Here is a 26,954-nt window from a genome sequence, read left to right as displayed (position 1 = left end):
GAGGCGGCCATGGCATCCGACCTTCTCCTCTTTCTGCTCTACGCGCTGATCGTCGGCGGGCTGGCCTGGCCGCTCGGCGTGTACATGGCGCGCGTCTTCTCGGGCGAGCGCGCGCTGCTGGCGCCGGTCGCCGGACCGCTCGAACGCGGCATTCTCGGCGCCCTCGGCCCGGCGGCGCTGCGCGACCAGCACTGGACGCGCTACGCGCTCTCGGTGCTGGCCTTCAACCTCGGGGGGTGGCTGTTCCTCTACGCCGTGCTGCGGCTCCAGCATCTTCTGCCGTGGAACCCGCAGGGCCTGCCGCCGATGTCGGCGGACCTCGCTTTCAACACGGCGGTCAGCTTCGTGACCAACACGAACTGGCAGGCCTATGGCGGCGAGACCGCACTCTCCTACTTCAGCCAGATGGTCGGCCTGACGGTGCAGAACTTCCTGTCCGCCGCGACCGGCATGGCCGTGGCGGTGGCCGTCATCCGCGGCTTCGCGCCCACGAAGAGCCAGACGCTCGGCAACTTCTGGGTCGATGCGACCCGCGCCGTCCTCTACGTGCTGCTGCCGCTGTCGATCCTCGCCGCGCTCGTCCTCGTCTGGCAGGGCGTGCCGCAGACCCTGCAGGCCTATGTCCACGCCACGACGCTCGAGGGCTCGGACCAGCTGATCGGGATGGGCCCGGCGGCCTCGCAGATCGCCATCAAGCAGCTCGGCACCAACGGCGGCGGTTTCTTCAACGTCAATTCGGCGCATCCGTTCGAGAACCCGACCGTGCTCTCGAATATGGTGCAGCTGGTCTACATCCTGCTGATCCCAGCCGCCTTCTGCTTCCTGTTCGGCCGGATGGTGCGCGACATGCGCCAGGGCGTGGCGATCTTCGCGGCGATGGGCCTCCTGTTCGTGGCCGGGCTGGCCGTCGTCTACGGCGCCGAGCTGCGCGGCAATCCCCTCCTCGACGCGCTGCCGATCGACCAGGCGGCCGGCAACATGGAGGGCAAGGAGGCGCGCTTCGGCGTGGGCCTGTCCGCCCTGTGGGCGACGGCGACCACGGCCGCGTCGAACGGCTCGGTCAACGCCATGCACGACAGCTTCACGCCGCTCGGCAGCCTGCCGCTCCTGCTGAACATGCAGGTCGGCGAGGTGATCTTCGGCGGCGTCGGCGCCGGCTTCTACGGGATGCTGCTGTTTGTCGTGCTGACCGTGTTCCTCGCCGGCCTGATGGTCGGCCGGACGCCGGAATATCTGGGCAAGAAGATCCAGGCCAAGGAGGTGAAGCTCGCCGTGATCGCCTTCCTGTCGATGCCGGTCGGCGTGCTGGTGTTCGGCGCCCTGGCCGCGACCGTCCCCTCGGCGCTGACGGCGGTGCAGGACCCCGGGCCGCACGGCCTCAGCGAGATCCTCTACGCCTACTCGTCCGCCACCGGGAACAACGGCTCGGCCTTCGCCGGCTACGGCGCCGCCGCACCGTTTCACACGACGCTGCAGGGCATCGCCATGATGCTCGGCCGCTACGCCTTCATCGTGCCGATGCTGGCCATCGCCGGCAGCCTCGCCGGAAAGGCGTCGGCGCCGGCATCCACCGGCACCTTCCCGACCCACGGGCCGCTGTTCGTCGTGCTGCTGATGACGGTGGTCCTGATCATGGGCGGCCTGACCTTCTTCCCGGCGCTGGCCCTGGGGCCGCTCGCCGAGCATGTGTCGATGGCCGCCGGCCAAAGCTTCGGAGGTATCTCGCCGTGAGCGCAGTGCGGCAGGAACGGCCGCTGCTCGACGGGCGGCTGGCGCTTACGGCGGGCCGCTCCGCCCTCGCCAAGCTCGACCCGCGGGTGCTGGCCCGCAACCCGGTCATGTTCGTGACCGCGGTGCTCGCCCTTCTCACCACCGGCCTGTTCGTCCGCGACCTCGCGGTGGGTGCCGCCACGGCGGGACTGGTCGGCCAGATCTCGTTCTGGCTGTGGCTGACGGTCCTCTTCGCCAACTTCGCCGAGGCGATCGCCGAGGGTCGCGGCAGGGCGCGCGCCGACAGCCTGCGTGCCACCCAGACGGACACCCGGTGCCGGCGCCTGCGCGGCGATCCCAGCCGGCGCGACGACGCCGAGATGGTCTCCAGCCGCAGCCTGCGCGTCGGCGACCTGTTCGTCGTGGATGCCGGCGAGATCGTGCCCGCCGACGGCGAGGTCGTGGACGGGGTGGCGTCGGTCGACGAGTCGGCAATCACCGGCGAGTCGGCGCCCGTCATCCGGGAGTCGGGCGGCGACCGGTCGGCCGTGACCGGCGGCACGCGCCTCGTCTCCGACTGGCTGGTGGTGCGCGTCACGGCGGAGCCGGGCCGGAGTTTCCTCGACCGGATGATCGCCATGGTCGAGGGCGCGAGCCGGCAGAAGACGCCGAACGAGATCGCGCTCAACATCCTGCTGGCCGGGATGACGATCATCTTCCTGCTGGTCGTCGCGACGCTGGAGCCGTTCGCGCTCTTCTCCGGCACCGCGATACCGGTGGCCTACCTCGTCGCCCTGCTGGTCACGCTGATCCCGACGACGATCGGCGGGCTGCTGTCGGCGATCGGCATCGCCGGCATGGACAGGCTGGTGAAGGCGAACGTCGTCGCGAAGTCCGGCAGGGCCGTCGAAGCGGCCGGCGACGTCGACACGCTGCTGCTCGACAAGACCGGGACGATCACCTTCGGCAACCGCATGGCCGAGGAGATGATCGCGCTGCCCGGTGTCCGCGACGACGACCTGGTCGAGGCGGCGCTGATCGCCTCGTTCGCCGACGAGACGCCGGAGGGCCGCTCGATCGTCGCCCTCGGCCGACGCACGCTCGGACACCCGGCCGAGGCGCTGGAGAGCCGGATCGCCAAGTCGCTGGCCTTCTCGGCGCAGACGCGGCTGTCCGGTGCCGACCTGCAGGACGGCAGCGTGGTGCGCAAAGGCGCCGCCGATGCCGTGCTCCGTCATGCCGAAGCGACCGCGACGCCGGCACTCGCCCGGATCGTCGAACGGATCGCCAAGTCGGGCGGCACGCCGCTGCTCGTGTCGCGCGACCGGCGCATCCTGGGCGTCATCCACCTGAAGGACGTGATCAAGCCGCACATACGCGAGCGCTTCGCCGAGCTGCGGCGGATGGGCATCCGCACGGTGATGATCACCGGCGACAATCCGCTGACCGCGGCCGCCATCGCCGCGGAGGCCGGCGTCGACGACTTCCTCGCCGAGGCGACGCCCGAAGGCAAGTTGGAGCTGATCCGCAAGGAGCAGGCCGAGGGCAAGATGGTCGCGATGTGTGGCGACGGCTCGAACGATGCGCCCGCCCTCGCCCAGGCCGACGTCGGCGTCGCCATGAACTCCGGCACGCCGGCGGCGAAGGAGGCGGGCAACCTGATCGACCTCGACAGCGACCCGACGAAGCTGATCGAGATCGTGCTGGTCGGCAAGCAGCTGCTGATCAGCCGCGGCGCCCTGACCACCTTCTCCGTCGCCAACGACGTCGCCAAATATTTCGCGATCCTGCCGGCGCTGTTCGTCACGGTCTATCCGGGCCTGCAGGTGCTCGACGTCATGCGGCTGTCCAGCCCGGCGAGTGCCATACTGTCGGCAGTCGTCTTCAACGCCCTGGTCATCGTCGTGCTGATCCCGCTCGCCCTGCGTGGCGTCCGCTATGCGCCGGCCTCCGCCGCCGCGCTGCTGCGCCGCAACCTGCTGATCTACGGCCTGGGCGGCCTCGCGGCACCGTTCGTCGGCATCAAGCTGATCGACATGGCCGTCGCCGCTCTCGGGCTCGCCTGAGGAGATGCGCATGCTGTCCCAGACCAGACCCGCGGTCGTCCTGCTGGGCGCGATGATCGCGATCACCGGGCTCTGCTACCCGCTCGCCATGACCGGCGTCGCGTCGATGCTCTTCCCCGACCAGGCGCGCGGCAGCCTGATCGTGCGCGACGGAACGATCGTCGGTTCCGCCCGCATCGGGCAGGCCTTCACGAGCCCCGGCCACTTTCACGGCCGGCCGTCTGCGGCCGGCGACGGCTACGATGCCGCGAACTCGGGCGGCACCAACCTCGCACCGACCAACCGCGCCCTGATCGAGGCGGTGCGCGACCGCACCATGGCTCTGGCGCACGCGGCGCCCGGCGTCCGGGTGCCGGTCGACCTGGTGACGTCTTCGGCGAGCGGCCTCGATCCCGACATCTCGCCGCAAGCCGCCCAGCTTCAGGTGGCGCGCGTCGCCGCGGCGCGGTCGCTGGCCGAGGACGCGGTCACACACTTGGTCGAGCGCGGCGTTCGACCCCCCTTCCTCGGCCTGTTCGGGCCGGCGGCCGTCAACGTGCTGCAGCTGAACCTGGCGCTCGACGGGCTCGGCACGCCGCCCGCCCGGCCGTAGCGAGGCCGCATGACCGACGCCCCGCAAGAAACGGACGGCAGCAGCCCGGAGGCGCGCATCGCCGATGGCCGCAGCACGCGCCGCGGCCGGCTGAAGATCTTCCTCGGCGCCGCACCCGGCGTCGGCAAGACCTACGCGATGCTGGAGGCCGCCCTGCAGAGGGCGGCCGACGGTGTCGACGTGCTCGCCACCCTCGTCGAGACACACGGCAGGGCGGAGACCGACCGGCTGCTGCGCGGCCTGCCGATGCTGCCGCGGCGGCCGCATTTCTATCACGGGCATATCCTGCAGGAGCTCGACCTCGACGCGGTGATCGCGCGCCGGCCGTATCTGGCGCTCATCGACGAACTGGCCCACACCAACGTTCCCGGCAGCCGGCACGACAAGCGCTGGCAAGACGTGGAGGAGGTGCTCGACGCCGGCATCGACGTCTACACCACGCTGAACATCCAGCACCTGGAGAGCCTGAACGACGTCGTCGCCCGGATCTCCGGCGTGCGCGTGCGCGAAACCCTGCCGGACCGCGTCCTGGAGATGGCCGACGAGATCGAGCTGGTCGACCTTCCGCCGGAGGAGCTGATCGAGCGGCTGCGCCAGGGCAAGGTCTACCTGCACGACCAGGTCGCGCGCGCCATCCAGAACTTCTTCTCCAAGGGCAACCTGACCGCCCTGCGGGAGATGGCGATGCGCGTCGCCGCCGACCGGGTGGACGCGCAGATGCTCGACCACATGCGCACCCACGCCATCGCCGGCCCGTGGCCGACGCACGACCGCATCATGGTGTGCATCAACGAGGCACCGGTGGCGAAGGCGCTGGTGCGCGCGGCCAAGCGGATGGCGGACCGGGCGCATGCGCCGTGGCTGGCGGTGCACGTGATCTCCTCCTCCAGCGAGGCGCTGCCGGAAGCGGCGAAGAACGGCATCGCCGAGACGCTCCGCCTCGCCGAATCGCTGGGGGCCGAGCCCGCCAGCGTCAACGCCGACGTCGACATCGCCGAGGAGCTGCTGGCGTTGGCGCGGTCGCGGAACGTCAGCCGGATCGTCATCGGCCGGCCGCGGCCGCGGCGGCTCCTGGCCTTCCTGACGCGCGAGAGCGTATCGGAGACGCTGCTGCGCCGCGCCGACGCGTTCGAGGTGACGGTGGTCGCGGCGGAGCGGGAGGAACCCGGGCAGACGCCGATCGGACCGGGCCGGATCCATGTCGAGAAGGACCCTAAAACCTATCTGATGGCCACCGGCATCGTCGCCGGCGCCACCCTCGCCGCGTTCGGCATCGACCGGATCCTGCCGGTGGCCAGCCTGTCGCTGATCTTCCTGACGGGCGTGCTGCTGACGGCGACCCGCTACGGGCTGTGGCCGTCGCTCTACGCCGCGACGATCAGCTTCGTCGCCTACAATTTCTTCTTCACCGAGCCCTACCACACGCTGCTGATGCACCGGCGGGACGACCTGCTGACGCTGGTGCTGTTCTATGCCGCCTCCCTGCTGGCCGGGAACCTCGCGGCGCGGCTGCGCAACCAGGCCGTGGCACAGCGCAGGATCGCCCGGCGCACCGGGAGCCTCTACGCGTTCAGCCGCCGCCTCGCGACCGCCGCCTCGCAGGACGACCTGGTCTGGGCCGCCGTCAGCAACATCGCCGCCGTGCTGCGCTGCGAGGCGATGATCCTGTCGCCGGACCAGGAGGGCCGCCTGAAGATTGACGGCGCGTTCCCGCCGCGCGACGACTTGGAGGTCCGCGAGCGCAGCGCGGCGGAATGGGCGTGGCAGCACGGTCAGGCCGCCGGATGGACGAGCGGCACGCTGCCCTCGTCGCGCTGGCTCTTCCTGCCGCTGAAGACGGCGCTCGGGACCCAGGGCATCATCGGCGTCACGTTCGAGCGCGGCGCGCGCCTGGCACCCGACGACCGGCGGATGCTCGACGCGATGAGCGACCAGATCGCCGTCGCGATGGAGCGCCACCGCCTCGCCTCGAACCTGGAGCAGGCGCGGGTCTATTCCGAGACGGAGCGGCTGCGCGCCGCCCTGCTCTCCTCCGTCAGCCACGACCTGCGCACGCCGCTGGTGTCGATCATCGGGGCGGCGAGTTCCCTGGTCGAGGCCGACGGGCCGCTGGGGCCGGCGGGACGCCGGCAACTGGCCGAGACGATCCGCGAGGAGGGCGAGCGCCTCGACCGCTACGTGCAGAACCTGCTCGACATGACCCGCCTCGGCTATGGCGCGCTGAAGCTCCGCCGGCAGCCGAGCGACCTGCGCGAACTGGTCGGGGCCGCGATCCGCCAGCTGGGGTCGTCGCTCGCCGCACACCGGGTCGAGCTCGATCTCGATGCGGATCTGCCGCCGGTCGACGTCGACCCCGTGCTCATGGCGCAGGTGTTCGCCAACCTGCTCGACAACGCCGCCAAATACGCCCCGGCGGGGTCGGTCATCGCGGTCGCCGGGCGGGCCGCCGGGGATATGGCGGTCGTCGCCGTGACCGATGGGGGACCCGGCATCCCGGCCGAACACCGCGACCGGGTCTTCGACATGTTCTACCGTGTCGCCGCGACGGACACGCAGCGCGCCGGGACCGGCCTGGGCCTGGCGATCTGCAAGGGGATCGTCGAGGCGCACGGCGGCGCCGTCCGCGCCACGGAGCCGCCACCGCCCGGGAAGGGAACCCGCATGGAGATCAGCCTGCCGCTCGCGTTCGGGGACGCCGCACGGGAATGACCGGCGGCGCGCGCATTCTGGTGGTCGACGACGAGGCGCAGATCCGGCGCTTCCTGCGCGTGGCCCTCGACGCGCACGGCTACGAGGTGCTGGAGGCTGCCACGGGCCGCGAAGGCGAAGGCAGGGCCGCCACCGAGCAGCCGGACCTCGTCATCCTCGACCTCGGCCTTCCCGACACGGACGGAAAGGCGGTGGTGGCGCGGATCAGGGAGTGGTCGCAGGTGCCGATCCTCGTCCTGTCCGTGCGCCAGGACGAGGCGGAGAAGGTGCAGGCCCTGGACGCGGGCGCCCAGGACTATGTGGTCAAGCCGTTCGGCATCAAGGAGCTGCTGGCCCGGATCCGGACCCTGCTGCGCGACCGGAAGGGGCCCGGCAGCGTCCCGGAGGGGCCCGTCCTCGCGGTCGGCGACCTGCAGGTCGACCTGCGGGCACACGAGGTCCGCCGCGGCGGCGAACCCGTCCGCCTCACACGCAAGGAGTTCGACCTGCTGGCCATGCTGGCGCGGCACAGGGGGCGGATCCTGACGCACCAGACCCTGCTGAACGAGATCTGGGGGCCCGCGCACAGGGACGACACCCACTATCTCCGGGTCTTCGTCCGCCAGCTCCGCCAGAAGCTCGGGGACGACCCCGCCGCGCCGCGCTACATCCTGAACGAACCCGGCGTCGGCTATCGGCTGCTCGACCCCGAGGGTTTCTGACGCCGACGTTTCCCGCCCGCGCCGCTCAGCCGCCGGCCGCGCCCGTCCGACAATGGCCGAGGAAGAAGCGCAGCATCTCGCGCGCCGCGTCGGGGCCGCGGGGATCGGTGTAGGAGCCGGATGGACTGCCGCCGGCCCAGGCGTGCCCGGCACCGTGGATCGTCCATTGCTCGGCCACCACGCGGCCGGCCGGATCGGCGTGGATGGTCCGGCTGTAGGCGTGGCCGTCGGGCGCGCGGCCGCGCTCCACGGTGGCGGCGGTTGCGATGCCGGCCGTCGCCCCGCCGACGACGGCGGCGGCATTGCGCGGATGGACGGTGGCATCGCGGTCGCCGTGGAAGACGATCACCGGCACGACGGCGGATCGCTCGCCGCCATCGGGCTGCCCCTCGCCGGGAGCGCCCCGGCGCATGGCGGCGAGGGCGGACGACAGGTCGCTGGCCGATCCGGCGGCGAGGCCGGAATGGACCCCGGCCGCGGCGTAGAGGTCGGGATAGGCCGCCGCCATCACGGCCGCCGCGGCACCGCCGGCCGAGAGGCCCGCGACATAGACCCGCGCGGGATCGACCGGGTGGTCCCGCATCACCTGGCGCGTGATGCCGGCGATCAGCGCCGGCTCGCCCCGGCCGCGGCGCTGGTCGCCGGGGCTGAACCAGTTCCAGCACTTCTTCGGATTGGCGGACGCGGGCTGTTCCGGATAGGCCACGAAGCAGCCCTCCGCCTCGGCGAGCGCGTTCATCCGCGTGCCGGCGGCGAAGTCGTCCGGCGACTGGGTGCAGCCGTGCAGCATGACGATCAGCGGCAGCCGTTCGCCGGTGCGGCCGCTCGGCACATAGAGTCTGTAGGCGCGCGTGCCGTGTTCGCCGGTGTGGGACGCCGCCGTGAAGGCGGCCCCCTCCGGCAGCGGGGCGGGCGCCTCGCGGGTGAAGGCCGAGGGGTCGGACGCCGCGATGCCGGCACCGGCGGCGACCCGCGCCGCGAGCCGCTGCAGGGTCTCGCCCAGGCCGGCACGGGGCCGCGGCTCCGGCCCGCGGGCGGAACCGGCGGTGGGCCGAGAATTGGGCCTGGGGTCGCGCCTGGCATCGGGCTCCTCGACCGTGACGAAGTCGGCGTCGATCACGGTGCCTGCAGATGCGGTCTGCGGCTCTGAGGCCGGTCGGCCGTGGAGCAGGCGCTGGATGAGGGCGGTCGCCTCGCCCAGCCTGCCGGTGCCGGTCAGCCGCGTCGCCTCGGTCATCCCGTCGCGGAATCGATTGGACATGTCGGTGCTTTCAAGGGCCCGGAATCGGGCGGTGCGGCCTCGGGAGAGGCGATATGGGCTTGGACAGGTGCAGCAGGTCCCGCCGCTAGGTCATGCGGTCGGCCAATGCCTTCTTCACGGCGGGCGTGGCGTGGAGTGCGCCCAGGACGGCGAGGGAACCGATGGCGGCACGCGCCAGTTCCGGCGTCACGTCCGCGGCGATGCTGGCGAGGCCGAGGACGCGGATGTCGAGGATCTCCCCCGCATCGCGCGCCGCCTCAAGGTCGGCGCGGCTGAAATGGCGCAGCCCGAGATCGACGCTCTTGCGCGTCACCGCCCGCCGAACCGCCTCGCCATGCCGCTCGATCTGGTTGCGGATGGCGGTCCGGATGAAGTCGGTGCGGTTCGAGTAGAACCCCTCCTGCACCAGAAGGTCGACGTGGCCCAGGTCGACGAAGCCGAGATTGATCGTGATCTTCTCGCTGTCCGCCCTGGTCCGGCCTCGCTGGGTATCATCGGCCATCCGCGATCGCCATCCACTCACCATCCACATGGATGGTTATATGGTGCGGTGCACGCATGCTGCAAGCCGCTGTCGAACGGGGTCGGGTGGCAGGGCGACATGACCGCCGGGCGATCGGGTAGTCCTGCAGATGCATTAGCAGATACTGCATTCGTCCGATGCAATTGCTGCAGCTGACGGATTTCGAGGAGTTCCGCCGACGCGCATGCTGCCTTTATCGGCAATGGAGGACGAACAGATGAGCATCGAACAGACGGCACGTGACTTCTTCGAGGCATGCGAAGCGGGCGGCGGATGGGAGGCGTGCAAGGCGCATTGCCACGATGGGGCAAGCTTTGCCTGCCAGGCGGATACGCTGGCCGGGATCACGACGCTGGCCGACTACGCCGAGTGGATGAAGGGCCTTCTGGGCCCCATCCCGGACGGGCGCTACGAACTGACCGCTTTTGCCGCGGACGCGGCACGCAGGACCGTCGTAGCCGCGGCGGTCTTCCACGGCACCCAAACCGGGCAGGGTGGACCTGGCGCACCGACTGGACGCGCTCTCGCGTCGGATTACGCGTACGTGATCGCGTTCGATGGTCCCCGCATCCGGCACATGACGAAGATCTGGAACGACACGCAGGCGCTACGGCAGCTCGGTTGGAATTGACGCGCCGGCACATCCTGGCGCTCCCCTTCGCCGCGCGCGTCGGTCTGGGCCTCTCCGTGCGCTGCTCAGAAGCATTTGCACAGGCTCGCGCACAACGCTGGCAGCAACTCTGACGGGCGCATGATCGACAATGAAGCGAGAGGAGACGATCGAGACAGTTCACGCGCATCAGGAGCGCTCTGAGCGCGTTCTTGTGCATGCGATCGGCATCGATATGGCGCGGTCATCACAGCGAGGGCCAAGCCACCATCAATCGGCCGTCATCCGCCCCACGCAGTCACGCCACCCGCGCGCGGACAGCCCAGGCCCTGGCGTTCAGCGTGATCGAGCCGTCGGCTTCCCGGGGCAGGTCGGCCTCGAGCTTCTGCCGGAGGCGCACGCGGGCGGCGGGGTCGAGGCTCGCGCAGTAACCGGGCGCCGGGCCCGTCCCGAGGGTGAAGGGCTGCCAGTAGTCGTCGAAATCGGCGAAGGTCGTCGCGACCTCGATCGCGGTGCTCTCGACCGACATAAGACCCGCCTCCATCGCCTCGGCCGTGAGGCTCTCGGGCCTGCAGAAGGGAAAGCGTTTGCCTTCCGTCAGGTCGGCGGCCGCGGGGTCGAGTGCGACCGCCGCGTCCCAGAAGGCGCGCATGAATGCGATGCCGCCGCCGGGATAGTCCCAGACATAGAAGCCGACACGCCCTCCCGGTCGCGCGGCGCGGCGCATCTCGCGCAGCGCCTTCATCCGATCGGGCACGAAGTTCAGAACGAGCCCCGAAACGACCACGTCCCGGCTCGCATCCTCGACTTCGAGAGCCTGGGCGTCACCGACCTGGAACGCCGCCCGCGGATCGGCAAGCTTGGCGCGAGCGGCGTCGACGAACCCCGACGACGGATCGACGGCGAGCAGGCTCCGGGGCGAAGACCGCTCAAGGATCGCAGCGGAGAGCGCGCCGGTGCCGCATCCGACCTCGAGCCAGTCCAGACCGGCGGGCACGTTCAGCCAATCCAGAAAGAGCGGCGCGATCCGGCCGCTCCAGCGGCCCATGTAACGGTCGTAGCTGCTGCCAGCGCCCCATGCATCGTGACGGGAGGCGACACTCATGGCCATGACCTCCAAGTCGATCCGGCAAGTCGATCCGGCGACCCGCTCACGCCGAGCGCTCTGACGCGCACGTATCAGGCGCGCCAGCGATCCCAGAGGCGACGGCCTGGGCGTTGATGCGCAATGAAGACTGCGCCGCCTCATCAATTCCCGGCCGGGGACTCGATCGCCAGAGTCGATCAGTTCCAACGCACTTCGTAAATGGGGACGGGGCAGCCGAACCCTTTGATAGCGCGAGCGGGATGCTCAATAAGTGCGAAGGCGCCCTTCACCAGCTTATAGACCTCGGCGGACACCAGGATCTGATCAGGCTCCGCCCCCTGACACAGGCGCGCGGCCATTTGCACGGTGCTTCCGAACAGGTCCTGGGCATCGACTATCGGCTCTCCGACATCGATACCGATCCTCACCTGGAGCTTTTCTCGACTCCCGAGGTTGAACGCCTCGAAGGCACGCTGGACAGCGCGAGCGCATCCGACAGCGCTCCCAGGATCAGTGAACGACGCCATGATGCCGTCACCCGTGTGTTTGACTTCCCGCCCTGCTTGATCTCGCAGTGCGCGACGCACGAGTGCGTCATGCGCTCGCACCATCTCGACTGCACGGATATCGCCGAGCCGCGCCGTCATGCCTGTGGAGTCGACTATGTCGGTGAACAGGATTGCACGCACGGCAGAATCTATCTCAGGCCCCGCTCCCGGCGCGCTTGGCGCCGGATCGGACACTCGGCCAAGAAAGGCTTCGACCGCAGATAGATCGACCTCGATCACATGCTTGGCGACATCTCCGTGCGCTTCATCATGCACACGCATAGCCGTTTCGATATCCGGTGCGTCGATCAGGCAGAACCCATTGCCGCGGGTCGCGTCGAACCAGTAGGTGAGAAAGCGAACGCCGTATCGCTCCTGGACCTCGAGATCCTTCCGGTGCGCTTCCGCAATATCCGATGCGGTGAGGCCACTCAGCTCATGTCGGTCCAGGAAGATCGGCATCGGCGTAGTCCCCTGCGAGTGCGACTGCAGAAATACAGTCCTGTTGACGGCGGAAAGGGCGAGCCTTGTGCGTAAGCCGTCGACCGCACACCAAGCATAAAGGTTCGGGTGCATGATCGCGAACGAGCCAGCGGCTTGCCCCGGAAACCGTTTCCAACGTCGAGCTACGCACGACCATAGCAGAACCGCGATGAACGACATCACACACAGAACCTCGGCTGACGTGGAGGCGCACCTCAAGCGCTACGAGCGCGAGGTTCGGGAGGAGCTGACGGCGTCTGCCGATGGGGACGATGCGCCCGGTCTCTCGGACCTTCGCGTAGGTGGCGTCGAGCCAGAGATAGGGCCCGGAGATCACCGCGGCGACCTCCCTGGGCGAGCCTCCAGTAAACCGGCCGCGCGCGACGCCCCCTCCGACCGGCCTTTCTGGAAGAAAGGGAAACGTCGGTCGACGGACTCTGACGTGATCGGTGCTCCTGTTCTCCGATCCGTCCCTGCTCCACTGCGGCATTCACGACCTGGACTACAACGCATCATTGCGCCGCGCCACGTCACGTATTAGCATTCACTGGCTTAGGAGCGCGTGTGGCGGTCAAGTAGCCCGCGTTATCTTTGCTCCTCTCATTGCATCCTGTAGTGCCTTGAATGGTCGCGTGAACTCACGCCCAGACGCTGTGCATGAGAACGGCGGATTACCTGCGAATTACCGCTGCACCCGGCATTTACCAACGCGTCCAGCGCCGCTCTCGGTGGAGGATCGCCATGGATACAGACGCAATCTTACAGCGGCACGAAACAGCTCTGATGCAGCTGCCGAATGTCCAGGGTGTGGGCATCGGCGAGAAGGGCGGCAAGCCAGCTATAAAGGTCTTCGTTAGTCGCAAGGTGCCGAAGGGCTCTCTGGCCGAGAGTGATGTCGTCCCTACGCAAATCGAAGGCGTGCCCACGGACGTCGAGGAGGTCGGAACAATATCGGTGCAGAGCACCTGAAGGGAAGGAGATGACCGATGAATCTCGATCCGAAAAAGATGATCCTCGATCCCAAGGAGGCGGCGCGAGCGCAGAAAGCGCACGCTGCGGCAGTGGATGAGCTGATGAAGCCGGAACGCATGCCGGCCAATCTGGTCGGCATGGGCTATGGCGTGAAGTGGACCAATGGCGAGCCCACCGGAAGGCCCGCGCTCCTCGCCCTGGTCTCGCAGAAGATGGACAAGGCAGACCTTCCCGAATCCGAACTGATTCCGCCCAAGATCAACGAGATGCAGACGGATGTCCTGGCGATTGGAGAGCCGTTTGCGGGGCAGGCGGAGCCGATCGAGGTCGGGATCGAGGCACTGGCGCGTCGGGCGCGGCCGGCGTCCGGCGGCTACAGCGTGGGGCACCGCCTGATTACGGCGGGCACCATCGGGACCTGCGTGTATGATCTTGAGGGAAGCGGAAGCAATCCGGCGGGAATACCAAGCCGCTACTACATCCTGAGCAACAACCACGTCTTGGCGAACAGCAACAACGCCAGTCCGGGGGATTCGGTGTTGCAGCCCGGCCCGTTCGACGGCGGAACCGAGCCGGCAGATCGCATCGCCCGGCTCACCCGTTTCGTGCCTATCACGTTCGAGCCGCCCTTGCCGCGGGCGCTGCATCGGAACTTAGTCGACGCCGCGGTCGCGGAGGGCGAGTTCCACGACCTCAGCCGGGAGATCCACTGGGTCGGCTATCTCAGGGGCTGGGTGCCGCGCTCGCAGGTGACGGTAGGAATGACCGTGCATAAGACCGGGCGGACGACGAGCTATACGACCGGTCGGATCACGGCTATCAACGCCACGATCGACGTGAACTATGGCGGTGGTCGAATCGCGCGTTTCCGCGACCAGATCGTCACCACCAACATGTCGGCCGGCGGCGATTCCGGCAGCGTCGTCGCTGAGCGGCAGGATAACCGCGCAGTCGGCCTGTTGTTCGCTGGCTCGCCGGTCGCAACCATCCTCAACCAGATTCAGCACGTGCGCTCTTTGTTGAGGGTTGAGATCGTCTAGAACAGACGCAAGGGCCGCCTTGGCGGCGGCTCCTGCGCTCACTCTAGTGCAGCTTCCGCCGCGGCTTCTTCCGGTTGCAGGCCGCGGCGGAACGCCGCCTGCCAATCGTAGGGGGACTGTTCTATCTCGCCACCGAGAATGGCGTATTCACATTCCGCCCAGGCGAACCAGGAGGTGAAATCGCTGTGGGGCATGACCGCCCCTGGACGTGCAAACGTGACGACATTGGTGCTGTCCGGCATGTAACCGCCTTTCCGTTGCCTCACTCGCTCTCTAGAAGAGGGTTATGCAAGTTCTGGTTCCCACCGACCTCACCTGATCAGTCACGTTTCTGCAAGCGACGGAAGCTTCCTCTTTGACAAGAGAGGAAACCTGCGGGGTGGCTTGGTGGATGCGAATGTTGCCAGCCTTGTCTGAATGTAAGTTCGGCCACGGGCGGTCGAGGATTAGCCGCTATTCCGGCGACACGACGACCCGATCACCATCGATGACCACCAGACGCCGGTCCCGATACGCTGTCGCCGCCGTCTGATGCCAAGTCCATTAGCGATCTCACGCAAGCGAGGGAGCCATGATCCCACGTTGGAAATGGCCAGTCCTTCATCCACCACAGCATCGAAGTCCTAGACGGCGGGCGCATCTGCCTGGGGATGCTGCCGTTACGCCGATCTCGGTAGATCGCCCTTTCACAGCCGCCTTCGGGATTTCCGCAGCGGTCGCCAATCAACCACAAACACCCAGGCTGCAGGATCGTCGACAGCAGGAGCGGTGCGCGCAGACGCGCCGAGCCAACGCGACCACGGCGGAGCTGTGATGAACGACGTCACGCATCAGCCTCCGATCGACGCGGAGGTGCACCTCGAGCGCTGTGAGTGCGACTGCAGCCCAGTCGCTTTCGCGGACTCGCGCTGCCACTGCGGAAGCTGCGCCTCTGCATCGGAGCCGATCACATAAGCCGCAGCAGCATGCCGGCTCATGCCGGTATGCGCCGCGAAAGCCGCCGCGAAATCGGTCTCGACCCGCTGGCGCCGATCGTTGTCGAGCCGCGCGGATAGCCATCCCGCGATGAGTGCGTCTATCTCGTGCTGTTCCACTGCCTGCTGCACCGCCACCCAAAGATTCGCGGTCATTATAGCGGCGCGGCGCCACCGTTTACGCGCGATTCGCACGTCAGCTGTCAGCAAACTGCGACTGATCTCTCGCCGACCAATCCGGCCGACGAGGTCCGCCGGAACCGGACACCTATAGTAGTAACGAGACCGCCGACGGCTGAGCCCGAGCAGGTATCCCATGACGCCCCTGTGTAGCAGCTGCGTGCAGCAGTGCCGGGCATCAAGGATCAAACCATTGATTCTGAAGGTTTTGGTGGAGCCGAGGGGGATCGAACCCCTGACCTCCGCATTGCGAACGCGGCGCTCTCCCAGCTGAGCTACGGCCCCACCGGCTGGACAGCGGGCGTATATGTCGGGGAAAGGGTTGTGGCTGTCAAGCGGTGCGACGGAGTCGATGTCGGCGCCGTTGCGGCAGGGCGGCGCAGGCGGGACGGCGCGGTTGCACCGGGACCGCCCCCTGGATATAGGTTAGGCCGCCAAGCGGGGCCGGAACCGGGGGCAAGTCGCGGAATGAACGCGCTCACCGTCACGATCGTCGAGCTGATCGCCACGGTCATCGACCTGTATATCTGGGTGCTGATCATCTCCGCGGTGATGAGCTGGCTGGTGGCGTTCGGCGTCATCAACACGAACAACCGCTTCGTCTATACGGTGCTGGACGTGCTGTGGCGCCTGACGGAGCCGGTGCTGCGGCCGATCCGGCGGCTGCTGCCCAACCTCGGCGGCATCGACATCTCGCCGGTCATCCTGATCCTGCTGCTCTACTTCGTGCGCAACCTTCTGATGCGCCTCGCCTTCGGAATGTAGACGGCGTGGAGGGCGCATCGCCCTTCGGCCGTGCCGGCGACGGCGTGACGTTCGGCGTGCGCCTGACGCCGCGGGCGAAGCGACCGGGCTTCCTGGGCGTGGCGGCGGGGGCCGACGGACGGCCGCGACTGCTGGTCGCGGTGGCCGCACCGCCGGTCGAGGGCGCCGCGAACGTCGCACTGATCGAATGGCTTGCCGCGGCGTGGCGGGTCCCCAAGTCTGCGCTGAACATACGGACGGGCGCCGGCGGACGCGAGAAGGTGCTCCACCTCGCCGGCGACCCGGATGCGCTGGAGCGGCGGCTCGGCGAATGGCTGAACGGTGCCGCGGGTGGCGCGGCCTGAGGACGAGTGGTGACGATGGGCGACGTGATCGACGGCAAGGCATTTGCGGCGGGACTGCGCGCGACGGTGGGCGGCCAGGTGGCGGCGCTGACGGCGGCCGGCGGCCACCGCCCCGGCCTGGCGGTCGTCCTGGTCGGCGCCGATCCGGCGAGCCAGGTCTATGTTCGGCACAAGGTGGAGGCGACGCGGGAGGCCGGCATGGAGTCCTTCCGCACCGACCTGCCGGCCGAGACCTCGGAAGCGGACCTGCTGGCGCTGATCGCGCGGCTGAACGCCGACGACGCGGTCGACGGCATCCTGGTGCAGCTGCCGCTGCCGCCGCAGATCGACGCCGACAAGGTGCTGCTGGCGATCGACCCGGCCAAGGACGTGGACGGTTTCCACCCGATCAACGTCGGCCGGCTGAATGCCGGCATGCCCGCACTGGCGCCCTGCACGCCGACCGGCTGCATGATGCTGCTGAAGGACCGGCTGGGTGACCTGAGCGGGCTGCGCGCCCTGGTGCTGGGACGGTCGAACATCGTCGGCAAGCCCATGGCGGCCCTGCTGCTGCAGGCCAACTGCACCGTCACCATCGCCCATTCGCGCACCCGTGACCTGGCCGAGGAGTGCCGACGCGCCGACATCCTGGTCGCCGCAGTCGGCAAGCCGCGCATGGTGCGCGGCGGCTGGATCAAGCCGGGCGCCACGGTGATCGACGTCGGCGTCAACCGCATCCCGACCGACGACGGCAAGACGCGGCTGGTCGGCGACGTGGCCTTCGACGAGGCGGTGCAGGTCGCAGGCGCCATCACGCCGGTCCCCGGCGGCGTCGGCCCGATGACCATCGCCGTCCTGCTGCACAACACGCTGGTGGCGTCCTGCCGCCGGCATGGGGTAGACCTGCCGGCAGCCTGAGCCGGACCGCATGCGGCGCGGAGGGAGACGGAGACGGGATGGACGCGGCGCTCCAGGAGCTGGCACTGGCAACCGCCACCTTCGTCCTCGGCCATCTCGTGCTGTCGAGCCTGCACGTCCGCCGTCCGCTGATCGCCCGCCTGGGCGAGAACGGCTTTCGCGGCGCCTATTCGCTGGCAATCACCGCCGCCTTCGTCTGGATGCTGTTCGCGTATGCCGCGGCCCCGTTCGTGCCGCTCTGGGCGCCGCCCGACGGCATGCGATGGATCCCGGTGCTGGTCATGCCGGTCTCGCTGCTGCTGCTGGTCTGTGCCTTCACGACGCGCAACGTCACGGCGGTGGGCGGCGAAAACCTGGGACCGGTCACCGACCCGACGCCCGGCATCATGCGGATCACCCGCCACCCCTTCCTGGTCGGTGCCGCCCTCTGGGCGGCGGCGCACCTGCTGACCAACACCGACGCCGCGTCCCTGATCCTGTTCGGCGGCGTCCTCGCGCTCGCCGGCGCCGGCATGCTGCATATCGACCACCGCCGCCGCATCACCATGGGCAGCGACTGGGGACCGGTGGCGCTGACGACGTCGGTGGTCCCGTTTCTCGCCATCGCGACGGGCCGGACGCGGCCGGACTGGCGCGGCATCGGCCTGTGGCGGGTCGCGGTGGCGCTGGCGGTCTATCTCCTGTTGCTCGTCGTCCACCAGCCGCTGTTCGGCGTCTCGCCCTTTCCCTGACCATTTGAGGAACCCGCCATGGCCGCCGACCTCGGACCGAACGCATATCTGATCGGCGTCGCCGGCTCACGCGACCGGCTCAACACGCCGGCGCTGCTGCTCGACCTGGACGCGCTGGAGCGCAACATCGCGGCGATGGCGGCTTTCGCCCGCGCGCACGGCGTCGCGCTGCGACCGCACAGCAAGACGCACAAGTCGGTGGAGATCGCCCGGCGGCAGATCGCGGCCGGCGCCGTCGGCATCTGCTGTGCCACGCTGGGCGAGGCGGAGGTGATCGCCGGTGCCGGCATTCCCGGCGTGCTGATTACCTCGCCGGTGGTGCAGCCGGACAAGGTCGCGCGGCTGATCACGCTGAACGCGAAGGCGGAAGGGCTGATGGTGGTGGCGGACGATCCCGCCAACGTGTCGGCCCTGGCCGCGGCGGCCGCAGCGGCCGGCAGGCCGCTGACCGTGATCGTCGACGTCGAGGTCGGCAGCCGTCGCACCGGCGTGCAGTCGGCCCAGGCGGCGACGGCGCTGGCCCGGCAGATCGCCGACAGCGAATCACTGCGGTTCGGCGGCATCCAGGGCTATGCCGGCAACCTGCAGCACAAATACGACTATGCCGAGCGCAAGGCGCTGTCCGACGAGATGACCGCCTGGCTGCGGCAGGTGTCCGACGCACTGGCCGCCGAGGGCCTGCCGCCGGCCATCGTCGCCGGCGCCGGGACGGGCACGCACGAGTTGGATGCGCGGGCCGGGCTGATGACCGACCTGGAGGTCGGATCCTATGCGGTGATGGACGTGGACTACGACGCCGTCGCCCTGCGCGAGGACGACGCGCGGCCGTTCGAGGACGCGCTGTTCGTCCGCACCAGCGTGGTCAGCGCCACGCACGACGATTTCGCGGTCACCGACGCCGGACTGAAGGCCTTCGCCACCGATGCGCCGTCGCCGCCGCGGATCGCCCGCGGCGCGCCGGAAGGATCGACCTACGGCTTCGCCGGCGACGAGCACGGCCGGGTCTTCTACCCGGCTGCGGCCGAAGGCACCGGACCGCGCCTGGCGATCGGCGACGCGGTGGAGTGCGTGACGCCGCACTGCGACCCCACGGTAAACCTGTACGACCACTATCATGTCGTTCGTGGCGACACACTGGTCGAGATCTGGCCGGTGGACGCACGCGGGCGGCGGTAGGACGGTCTATACAGTCGCGACATTACCCCTGTCTGCGGCGTAACGGGATACGACCTTTCTTTCCGGCCGCATCTGCCCGAAAGCCATTAGGTCTGCATTAAGGCGTATGCGGTACGAAAGCGTTCCGAAATTTCGGGACTTTCGCGCATGCATGCGCCGCGATCCACCTTCGAAGCCATGATGCCGCCGCTGGCGCTGGCCGTGTCCAGCGTCGTGGCGGTGGCCGCCATGACGCTGACACCGCACGACGGCGCCCCCGTGGCGGCCCTGTTCGCACCCTCGCTCTCGCGCGCCGAGATCCTGGAACGCGTCGCCCTGGCCGACGCCGCACTGGTGCGCCACGGCGCGTTCGACAGCATCGTCGTCGCAGCGGCGGACACACCCGGCCTTCCCGACCGCCTGCGGCGCGCCGGTGCCTGGATCGTGTTCGATCCGGTCGCGATCGGCGGCTGCCTGTAGCCGGGACCGCCATTCCATCGCCCTTGCCATTCCATCGCCCTTGCCATTCCATCGCCCTTAGAGAACGGTAGATCATCCATGTCGAACGACCTCGTCGGGATTCGCCGCGCAGCCGACAGATTCCTGATCTGGCTCCTGTGGCTGCACCTGCCCGTGGTCGCGGGCGTGTCGCTGGCGCTCGGCGAGCCCATGGCGGCACCGGCCCTCGTGGTCGCCGGCCTCGCCGCGTCGGCGACGCTGGTCCGGCTGGTCTACGGCTCGAGCCTGACGACGCACACGACGATCGCCGTCGCGCTGGTCGGCATGCCGTCGCTGCTGGTGTTCCTGTTCGAGGGCTATGCCTGGCAGATCGACCTGCACATGTATTTCTTCGCGGCCCTGGCGATCACCGCGGCGTATGCCGACTGGCGCGTGATCCTGGCCGCGGCGACGACCATCGCCCTTCACCATCTCGTGCTGAACTTCCTGCTGCCCGCGGCCGTGTTTCCGGGCGGCGCCGACCTGGGCCGCGTGGTGCTGCACGCGGTGATCGTCGTGCTGGAGACGGCCGTTCTGATCTGGGGCGCCTTCAGCCTGAACCGGGCGCTGACCTCCGCGGCCGCGGCGCTGGCCGCGGCGGAGACGGCGAACGTCGAGATCGCGCGCCTCAACGAGGAGCGGCGGGCCCTGGAGGCCGAGGCCGAAGAGAAGCGCCGGCAGTGGCTGGCCGAGCTGGTCCAGAGCTTCGAGGCCGAAATCGGCGAGATGATCCAGACCGTCGTGGCCTCGTCGGGGCAGCTGAACGGCACCGCGCGCCGGATGGACGGCGTGGCGGCGCGCAGCACGCAGCAGGCGGCGTCGGTCGCGACGGTGGCCGGCCAAACGGCGATCAACGTGCAAACCGTCGCCTCGGCCTCGGACGAACTGGCGGCCTCGATCCACGAGATCACCCAGCAGGTGACGAACTCGCAGCGCGTCGCCGGGCGGGCGGCGGACGAGGCCGAACGGTCGGATGCCACGGTCCATGCGCTCGTCGAGGCCGCGCAGAAGGTGGGCGGCGTCGTCGAGCTGATCCACTCGATCGCCACCCAGACCAACCTGCTGGCGCTCAACGCGACCATCGAGGCCGCCCGCGCCGGCGAGGCGGGCAAGGGCTTCTCGGTCGTCGCCTCCGAGGTGAAGAACCTCGCCAGCCAGACCGCCCGCGCGACGGAGGAAATCACCGGCCAGATCAAGTCGATGCAGTCGCTCAGCGGCGATACCGCCGCCGCGATCCGCGGCATCGCCGGGACCATCGCGACGATCGACGAGATCGCAGCGGGCATCGCCGCCGCCGTCGAGGAGCAGAACGCGGCGACGTCCGAGATCGCGCGCAACGTCCAGCAGGCGGCCGACGGCACCAGCCGCGTGTCGAGCGACATCGCCCGCGTCAACGAGGCGGCGGCCGAGACCGGTTCGGCGGCGGCGGAGCTGCTGAGCGCCTCCGAGGAACTGGCGATGCGCGCCGATGCGATGCGCAGCCGGGTCTCCGCGTTCCTGGGGAACCTGCGCGCCGCCTGAAGCGCGGCGTTCACGCCCGCCTGCACGGGCGTTCACCCCGGCCCTCCCTTGCGGCGCGCCTTCCGAGGACGGAAGATGCGCCGCGGGAGAACCACGCCATGAAATTCGGCATCTACGTCGCCTCGCAATGGCCGCAGGGCACCGACCTGGGGCCGCAGCTCGACAACCTGCTGGCCCAGGTGCGCATGGCGCGCCTGAACGGCTTCGATTCGCTGTGGACGGCGCAGCATTTCCTGACCGCGCCGATGCAGATGTTCCAGACCGTGCCGCTGCTCGCCCGGCTGATGGCCGAGGCCGACGGGATGGAGGTCGGCCCGGCGATCATGCTTCTGCCGATGCTGAACCCGGTCGTGGTTGCCGAGGAGGCCGCGACGCTCGACTGGTTCTGCGGCGGCCGCTACGTCCTGGCCGTGGGCATGGGCTATCGGCAGGAGGAGTTCGCCGCACTGGGCGTGCCGTTCGAACAGCGTGCCAAGCGTTTCGGCGAGGCCATCCGGCTGATCCGTCGCCTGTGGACCGAGGACGAGGTCGACTTCGACGGCAACTTCTATCAGGTGAAGGGCGTCGGCCTGAGCCTGAAGCCGAAGCGGCCGGGCGGCCCGCCGATCTGGATCGGCGGCGCGGCGAAAGCCGCCGTCGAACGGGCGGCACGCCTCGGCGACGGCTGGATCTGCAGCTTCCGGCCGACCCTCCCGGAACTCGTCGACCAGTTCGCGACGTTCCGTGCGGCGCGCACCGCCCACGGCCTGCCGGAGCCGATCGACTATCCGATCTGCCGGGAGGTCTATGTGGGCACGAGCGACCGGACGGCACTCGACGAGGTGCGCGGGCCGCTCGTCTACAAGTACGAGGCCTATGCCAGCTGGCGTAGCGAGGCCGACCAGGCGGCCGGCGGCTTCGCCAAGCAGTTCGACAATTTCGTGCGCGACCGCTTCATCATCGGCGACGCGGAGCGGGTCAAGGACGAGATCCAGCGCTATCGCGAGACGCTGGGCGCAAACCATCTGATCCTTCGGGTACAATGGCCGGGCCTGGACCAGGCGAGCACCCTGAAGAGCATCGAGCGGCTGGGCCGCACGATCGCGGAGATCCGATGAGCGATACACCCGAGACCGGCTCGATCTGGGCCGTACTGCCGATCAAGGACATGTCGGCCGCGAAACAGCGCCTGTCCCCGGTGCTGGGGCTGCACGAGCGGCGCGGCCTGTTCGCCGCGATGGCGGAGGACGTGCTGTCGGCCATCGCCGCGGTCGACCGGTTCGACGGCATCCTCGTGGTCACCGGCGATCCCGACGGGCGGGCGCTCGCCGAACGCTACGGTGCCGAAGTGTTGAGCGAGGCCGAGGATCAGGGCCAGACCAGCGCCGTCACCGCCGGCGCCACGGCGCTGCGCGCCCGCGGTGTGGGCACGCTCCTGGCGCTGCCGGGCGACGTGCCGACGACCACCGCCGACGAGATTCGCGACGTCCTCGCCGCCCATGGCGCGGCACCGGCGATGACGATCGTGCCGGCCGGGGACGGACGCGGTTCCAACTGCGTCGTCTGTTCGCCGCCGGACCTGATCCCCTTCGCCTTCGGAAACGACAGCTTCCGCCCGCACCTCGCCGCCGCGCATGCCGCCGGCGTGCGGCCGCGCGTCATCCGACGGCCGGGCATCCGCCTGGACATCGACACGCCGGACGATCTGCGCATGCTGCTGCAGCGGCCGGCCGACACCCGCGCCCACGCCTTCCTCGAATCCTCCGGCATCGCCGCCCGGCTCGCCGGAGGCGCCGTGACCATGAAGGGCTGACGATGAGCCACTCCATCGCGCTGACAGCGGATTCCGTGATCGACGCCGCCCGCGCCGGCCGCCGGCCGACCGCGGCCGAGGCGATGCGGCTGGTCGAGGTGAACGACCTGGGCGGCCTGACGGCGGCCGCCGCCGAACTGCGCGATGCCGGCCACGGCCGGCTCGTCTCCTATTCGCGCAAGGTGTTCATCCCGCTCACCCACCTCTGCCGCGACGTCTGCCACTACTGCACCTTCGCGCGGCCGCCGAAGAAGGGCGAGCGCGCCTTCATGACGCGCGACGAAGTCCTGGCCGTCGCCCGCGCCGGGGCCGCCGCCGGCTGCAAGGAGGCGCTGTTCACCCTGGGCGACCAGCCCGAGACACGCTATCGCGTGGCGCGCGAGGAGCTGCAGGCGCTCGGCCACGACAGCACCCTCTCCTACCTGCGCGAGATGGCGAAGGCGGTCCTGGACGAGACCGGCCTGATGCCGCACCTGAATCCCGGCATCATGACCGCGGCCGATTACGCCGCGCTGAAGCCGGTTTCGGTGTCCATGGGCATCATGCTGGAGAGCGCCTCGCCGCGTCTCTGCCAGAAGGGGGGCCCGCACTGGGGCTCGCCGGACAAGGACCCGGCCGTGCGGCTGGCCAGCATCGCCGCGGCGGGCGAGGCCGGCGTGCCCTTCACCTCCGGCATCCTGATCGGCATCGGCGAGACGCGGGCGGAGCGGATCGAATCGCTGCTGGCGCTGCGCGACCTGTCGGACCGCTACGGCCACATCCAGGAGATCATCGTCCAGAATTTCCGGGCGAAGCCGGACACGCGCATGGCGACGGCCCCGGAGCCGTCGCTGGACGAACTGCTGTGGACGATCGCCGCCGCGCGCCTGATCTTCGGGCCGGCGATGAACATCCAGGCGCCGCCGAACCTGAGCCCGGGCGAACTGGAGCAAATCGTCGGCGCCGGCATCAACGACTGGGGCGGCGTGTCGCCGGTGACCCCCGACTTCGTCAATCCGGAGGCGCCCTGGCCGCACCTGATCCGCCTCGCCGACGACACGGCGGAAGCCGGCAAGCTGCTGGTCGAGCGGCTGGCGATCTATCCGGCATGGACGCGCGACGCCGGCCGCTGGCTCGACAAGGGCCTGCAGACGCCTGTGCTGCGCGCCGTCGACGCCGACGGCTTCGCGCGGACCGAAACCTGGGCGCCGGGCGACCCCGTCGATCCGCCGGCGGAGGAGGTCGAACTGGCCACGCGGCGCCTGCCGCCGGGCCGGGGCGTGTCGCCGGAGGTGCAGGAGATCCTGGCGCGCGCGGCCGACGGCGCGGCATTGGACGAGGCCGCGATCGTCCGCCTGTTCGCGGCCCGCGGCGCGGAATTCGCCGCGGTGTGCGCCGCGGCCGACGCGCTGCGCAAGCGGATGAACGGCGACGTCGTCACCTACGTCGTCAACCGGAACATCAACTACACCAACGTCTGCTATTTCCGCTGCCAGTTCTGCGCCTTCTCCAAGGGGAAGATGAGCGAGAACCTGCGCGGCAAGCCGTACGACCTGGACCTTCCGGAGATCCAGCGCCGGGTGCGCGAGGCGTGGGAGCGCGGGGCGACCGAGGTCTGCATGCAGGGCGGGATCCATCCCGACTATACCGGGCAGACCTATATCGACGTGCTGCACGCGGTGAAGGCGGCGGTGCCGGACATCCACGTCCACGCCTTCACGCCCCTGGAGGTGTGGCAGGGTGCGGCGACGCTGGGCGTGCCGGTGCCGCGGTTCCTCGGCATGCTGAAGGAGGCCGGCCTGGGCACGCTGCCCGGAACGGCCGCCGAGATCCTGGACGACGAGGTCCGGGCGATCATCTGCCCCGACAAGATCGACACCGACCAGTGGCTGGAGGTGATGGAGGCGGCGCACGGCGTCGGCCTGAAGTCGACCACCACGATCATGTACGGGCACGTGGAGACGCCGACGCACTGGGCGCGCCACCTGATCCGCCTGCGCACGCTGCAGGCGCGCACCGGCGGTTTCACCGAGTTCGTACCCCTGCCCTTCGTCCACATGGAGGCGCCGATCTATCTGAAGGGCCGGGCGCGCAAGGGCCCGACCTTCCGCGAGGCGGTGCTGATGCACGCGGTCGCGCGCCTGGCGCTGCATCCGCACATCACGAACATCCAGACAAGCTGGGTGAAGATGGGCCCCAAGGGCGTGGCCGCCTGCCTCGCCGCGGGCGCCAACGACGTCGGCGGAACGCTGATGAACGAGACGATCACCCGTGCCGCGGGCGCCGGCCACGGCCAGGAGATGCCGCCCGAGGCGATGGAGGCGATGATCCGCGCCGTCGGCCGCGAACCCCGGCAGCGCACCACGCCGTACGGCGAGCCGCCGGCGGCGCAGGTCGCGGCCTCGTACGGCGCGGCGCCGCTGGCCGAACCGGTCAACCGCCCGGCGAAGAAGTTCGAGCGGCGGGAGAAGCCCGCGCTGGTGCGTGTCGAGGGCCGCAGCGGTACCGCGTGATGACCGGCGGTCTTCAGGGCTTGCGATGGATCGCCGGGGAACGCTGCGGCGCCTGACCCGTTACTGATCCTCGAAGAGGCACGGCCGGCGCCGCCGGCACGGCGAGGATGGGACAGGGATCGCTCGATGGCGACGCTATTCGCGGATCTGGTTCGGGACGCGACCCGGCTCGTACGCAACGAGTTCGAGCTCGCCCGGACGGAACTGGGCGAGAAGGCCGACAAGGTCAGCGGCGCCATCGTCCTGCTGATCGTGGGCCTGCTCGTCTCCTTTGCCGCCGTCACCGCCGCCCTGCGGACCCTGGTCTTCCTGCTCTCGCCACTGATCGGCGAGGCGGTGGCCGGGTTGATTGTCGGGGGCGGCGTGCTGCTCGTCGGCCTTCTCCTGGTCCTTTGGGGTCGACGCTCGATGCGCGCGCGGGCGCTCGCGCCCCGGCGAACCCTCCATACCCTGCGTCACGAGGAGCAACATCGATGAGCCGGTCCCCCGAGGAGATCGAGCGCGACATCGAGGCGACCCGGGCATCCCTGGTCGCGACGGTCGGAGAAATCGAGCGGCGGCTCACGCCGGGGCGCATTCTCGACGACATGCTCGACGGCGCCTTGAACGGCCGCGACCGCAGCGACTTCGTCGAGCTGGTCCGCCGCCACCCCATCCCCGTGGCGCTCGTGGGCGCGGGCCTCGTCTGGCTTCTCCTGTCCGGGAAGCGGAAGCCACGACGCGCGGCCGCGCCGCCGGCGCCGCGCGACGAGTGGACGGAGCGGCTGCCACCGCCGGCGCATGCACCCATCATGGCCGAGCCCGACCCTCTCGCCGATCCGCATCCGGCCACCCGACTTCATACCGGCTGAACCGCCGCCGCGGCGAGACCGCCTCGGCGGTAGCCAGCAGCGGCCCGGGGCTTCAGAATGGCGATGCCCGCGCAACTCTCATCGCGCGGGCATCGTTCGGTGTTCAGTCGGCTCGTCCGGTCGCCCGTACCGATCCTCCTGAGAGCGCTGTCTGCAGGCGGAGCGGCAGGGCGTCCGGTCCCAGACGGCTAAGACGAGGATCAGCCCAGACCGAGGAACGAAAGTATCGCGATGACGACGACCACGACGCCGATGATATAGAAGATGCTGTGCATAGCCGTCTCCGGGCCGTTAGTTGATATTCCTGCTGCAAACGCGGCGCGAGAAGCTTGGTTCCATCATGGCACCGCATCGGTTTTCGGGGCGCGACTTGGCATCGGTGCGCCTCCGATACTGGGCTCGGTAGATCCGATTTGCACGTCCGCCGGGCCGCCACCCGGCGCCACCTCCTC

The 26,954-nt window shown here is 69.5% G+C and carries 26 protein-coding genes and 1 tRNA gene; 20 read left to right on the top strand and 7 right to left on the bottom strand.

Going from position 1 to position 26,954, the window contains the following annotated elements; translation table 11 throughout:
* The first annotated feature begins 9 nt into the window (after positions 1-9).
* The 5 genes from kdpA to ABIE65_RS08800 are packed head-to-tail and all read left to right on the top strand — an operon-like array spanning position 10 to position 7,778.
* A complete protein-coding gene (gene kdpA, locus ABIE65_RS08820; RefSeq protein WP_354077147.1) occupies positions 10-1,731 on the top strand; it encodes a potassium-transporting ATPase subunit KdpA in 1,722 nt (573 codons plus the stop codon).
* On the top strand, positions 1,728-3,776 hold the full coding sequence (gene kdpB / locus ABIE65_RS08815) for a potassium-transporting ATPase subunit KdpB (RefSeq protein ID WP_502918517.1): 2,049 nt from the start codon (positions 1,728-1,730) through the stop codon (positions 3,774-3,776). Before kdpA ends, kdpB begins: the two co-directional genes overlap by 4 nt.
* 10 nt (positions 3,777-3,786) lie before the next feature.
* Positions 3,787-4,368, top strand: a complete 582-nt coding sequence (gene kdpC / locus ABIE65_RS08810; protein ID WP_354077146.1) for a potassium-transporting ATPase subunit KdpC — start codon at positions 3,787-3,789, stop codon at positions 4,366-4,368.
* Between the two features lie 9 nt (positions 4,369-4,377).
* Positions 4,378-7,077 (top strand): DUF4118 domain-containing protein, encoded by a 2,700-nt coding sequence (locus ABIE65_RS08805; protein ID WP_354077145.1) that lies wholly within the window; start codon positions 4,378-4,380, stop codon positions 7,075-7,077.
* Positions 7,074-7,778, top strand: coding sequence for a response regulator (locus ABIE65_RS08800; RefSeq protein ID WP_354077144.1), 705 nt, complete (start codon positions 7,074-7,076; stop codon positions 7,776-7,778). The genes ABIE65_RS08805 and ABIE65_RS08800 overlap by 4 nt, the downstream gene beginning before the upstream one ends.
* Positions 7,779-7,803: 25 nt before the next feature.
* On the opposite strand, the gene ABIE65_RS08795 is transcribed toward ABIE65_RS08800, so the two are convergent.
* Positions 7,804-9,039: an extracellular catalytic domain type 1 short-chain-length polyhydroxyalkanoate depolymerase gene (locus ABIE65_RS08795; protein ID WP_354077143.1), complete on the bottom strand. Its 1,236-nt coding sequence runs from the start codon at positions 9,037-9,039 to the stop codon at positions 7,804-7,806.
* Between the two features lie 85 nt (positions 9,040-9,124).
* Positions 9,125-9,541 carry a ribbon-helix-helix domain-containing protein gene (locus ABIE65_RS08790; RefSeq protein ID WP_354077142.1) on the bottom strand — a complete coding sequence of 139 codons (417 nt, stop codon included), beginning with the start codon at positions 9,539-9,541 and terminating at the stop codon, positions 9,125-9,127.
* 238 nt (positions 9,542-9,779) lie between these two features.
* On the opposite strand from ABIE65_RS08790, the gene ABIE65_RS08785 reads away from it, so the two are divergent.
* Positions 9,780-10,193, top strand: a complete 414-nt coding sequence (locus ABIE65_RS08785; RefSeq protein ID WP_354077140.1) for an ester cyclase — start codon at positions 9,780-9,782, stop codon at positions 10,191-10,193.
* A 277-nt stretch (positions 10,194-10,470) separates the two neighbouring features.
* Here ABIE65_RS08785 and ABIE65_RS08780 read toward each other — a convergent pair whose 3' ends face one another.
* Both ABIE65_RS08780 and ABIE65_RS08775 read right to left on the bottom strand, forming a co-directional pair.
* Positions 10,471-11,277 (bottom strand): class I SAM-dependent methyltransferase, encoded by an 807-nt coding sequence (locus ABIE65_RS08780; RefSeq protein WP_354077139.1) that lies wholly within the window; start codon positions 11,275-11,277, stop codon positions 10,471-10,473.
* A gap of 179 nt (positions 11,278-11,456) precedes the next feature.
* Positions 11,457-12,269, bottom strand: coding sequence for a nickel-binding protein (locus ABIE65_RS08775; protein WP_354077138.1), 813 nt, complete (start codon positions 12,267-12,269; stop codon positions 11,457-11,459).
* A gap of 762 nt (positions 12,270-13,031) precedes the next feature.
* Between ABIE65_RS08775 and ABIE65_RS08770 the strand changes: the two genes are divergently transcribed.
* Together ABIE65_RS08770 and ABIE65_RS08765 are read left to right on the top strand one after the other, a co-directional pair.
* Positions 13,032-13,259 carry a hypothetical protein gene (locus ABIE65_RS08770; RefSeq protein ID WP_354077137.1) on the top strand — a complete coding sequence of 76 codons (228 nt, stop codon included), beginning with the start codon at positions 13,032-13,034 and terminating at the stop codon, positions 13,257-13,259.
* 17 nt (positions 13,260-13,276) lie between these two features.
* Positions 13,277-14,302: a chymotrypsin family serine protease gene (locus ABIE65_RS08765; protein WP_354077136.1), complete on the top strand. Its 1,026-nt coding sequence runs from the start codon at positions 13,277-13,279 to the stop codon at positions 14,300-14,302.
* A gap of 38 nt (positions 14,303-14,340) precedes the next feature.
* On the opposite strand, the gene ABIE65_RS08760 is transcribed toward ABIE65_RS08765, so the two are convergent.
* The 3 genes from ABIE65_RS08760 to ABIE65_RS08750 form a co-directional block, all read right to left on the bottom strand.
* Entirely contained in the window at positions 14,341-14,544 is a 204-nt protein-coding gene (locus ABIE65_RS08760) for a hypothetical protein (RefSeq protein WP_354077135.1), read from the bottom strand.
* Positions 14,545-15,132: 588 nt separating this feature from the next.
* Complete coding sequence (locus tag ABIE65_RS08755) at positions 15,133-15,594, bottom strand: DUF6538 domain-containing protein (RefSeq protein WP_354077134.1); 462 nt, start codon at positions 15,592-15,594, stop codon at positions 15,133-15,135.
* A 71-nt stretch (positions 15,595-15,665) separates the two neighbouring features.
* Positions 15,666-15,741, bottom strand: a tRNA-Ala gene (locus ABIE65_RS08750).
* A 183-nt stretch (positions 15,742-15,924) separates the two neighbouring features.
* On the opposite strand from ABIE65_RS08750, the gene ABIE65_RS08745 reads away from it, so the two are divergent.
* The 12 genes from ABIE65_RS08745 to ABIE65_RS08690 all read left to right on the top strand — a co-directional run bounded on the left by ABIE65_RS08745 (position 15,925) and on the right by ABIE65_RS08690 (position 26,502).
* On the top strand, positions 15,925-16,221 hold the full coding sequence (locus ABIE65_RS08745; RefSeq protein WP_354077132.1) for a YggT family protein: 297 nt from the start codon (positions 15,925-15,927) through the stop codon (positions 16,219-16,221).
* A 5-nt stretch (positions 16,222-16,226) separates the two neighbouring features.
* Positions 16,227-16,565: a DUF167 domain-containing protein gene (locus ABIE65_RS08740; protein ID WP_354077130.1), complete on the top strand. Its 339-nt coding sequence runs from the start codon at positions 16,227-16,229 to the stop codon at positions 16,563-16,565.
* 15 nt (positions 16,566-16,580) lie between these two features.
* Entirely contained in the window at positions 16,581-17,462 is an 882-nt protein-coding gene (folD, locus tag ABIE65_RS08735) for a bifunctional methylenetetrahydrofolate dehydrogenase/methenyltetrahydrofolate cyclohydrolase FolD (RefSeq protein WP_354077129.1), read from the top strand.
* Between the two features lie 38 nt (positions 17,463-17,500).
* Positions 17,501-18,193: an NnrU family protein gene (locus tag ABIE65_RS08730; protein WP_354077128.1), complete on the top strand. Its 693-nt coding sequence runs from the start codon at positions 17,501-17,503 to the stop codon at positions 18,191-18,193.
* Between the two features lie 18 nt (positions 18,194-18,211).
* Positions 18,212-19,369, top strand: a complete 1,158-nt coding sequence (locus tag ABIE65_RS08725; protein WP_354077127.1) for a DSD1 family PLP-dependent enzyme — start codon at positions 18,212-18,214, stop codon at positions 19,367-19,369.
* A gap of 147 nt (positions 19,370-19,516) precedes the next feature.
* A complete protein-coding gene (locus tag ABIE65_RS08720; RefSeq protein ID WP_354077126.1) occupies positions 19,517-19,828 on the top strand; it encodes a hypothetical protein in 312 nt (103 codons plus the stop codon).
* A gap of 78 nt (positions 19,829-19,906) precedes the next feature.
* Positions 19,907-21,367 (top strand): methyl-accepting chemotaxis protein, encoded by a 1,461-nt coding sequence (locus ABIE65_RS08715; RefSeq protein WP_354077125.1) that lies wholly within the window; start codon positions 19,907-19,909, stop codon positions 21,365-21,367.
* Positions 21,368-21,465: 98 nt separating this feature from the next.
* Positions 21,466-22,464, top strand: coding sequence for an LLM class flavin-dependent oxidoreductase (locus ABIE65_RS08710; RefSeq protein ID WP_354077124.1), 999 nt, complete (start codon positions 21,466-21,468; stop codon positions 22,462-22,464).
* The gene (gene cofC / locus ABIE65_RS08705) at positions 22,461-23,159 is read left to right on the top strand and encodes a 2-phospho-L-lactate guanylyltransferase (RefSeq protein ID WP_354077123.1); all 699 of its coding nucleotides are present in this window, start codon (positions 22,461-22,463) and stop codon (positions 23,157-23,159) included. The genes ABIE65_RS08710 and cofC overlap by 4 nt, the downstream gene beginning before the upstream one ends.
* Before the next feature lie 2 nt (positions 23,160-23,161).
* Positions 23,162-25,651: a 5-amino-6-(D-ribitylamino)uracil--L-tyrosine 4-hydroxyphenyl transferase CofH gene (cofH, locus tag ABIE65_RS08700; RefSeq protein ID WP_354077122.1), complete on the top strand. Its 2,490-nt coding sequence runs from the start codon at positions 23,162-23,164 to the stop codon at positions 25,649-25,651.
* 126 nt (positions 25,652-25,777) lie between these two features.
* Positions 25,778-26,128 carry a phage holin family protein gene (locus ABIE65_RS08695; protein WP_354077121.1) on the top strand — a complete coding sequence of 117 codons (351 nt, stop codon included), beginning with the start codon at positions 25,778-25,780 and terminating at the stop codon, positions 26,126-26,128.
* Positions 26,125-26,502, top strand: coding sequence for a DUF3618 domain-containing protein (locus tag ABIE65_RS08690; protein ID WP_354077120.1), 378 nt, complete (start codon positions 26,125-26,127; stop codon positions 26,500-26,502). Before ABIE65_RS08695 ends, ABIE65_RS08690 begins: the two co-directional genes overlap by 4 nt.
* Positions 26,503-26,954 lie beyond the last annotated feature (452 nt).

Origin of the sequence: Constrictibacter sp. MBR-5 (assembly GCF_040549485.1) — a bacterium.
In the GTDB taxonomy this organism is placed as follows: domain Bacteria; phylum Pseudomonadota; class Alphaproteobacteria; order JAJUGE01; family JAJUGE01; genus Constrictibacter.
Note: the sequence above shows the minus strand (reverse complement) of the source record. Positions and strands in the feature narration are given on the sequence as shown.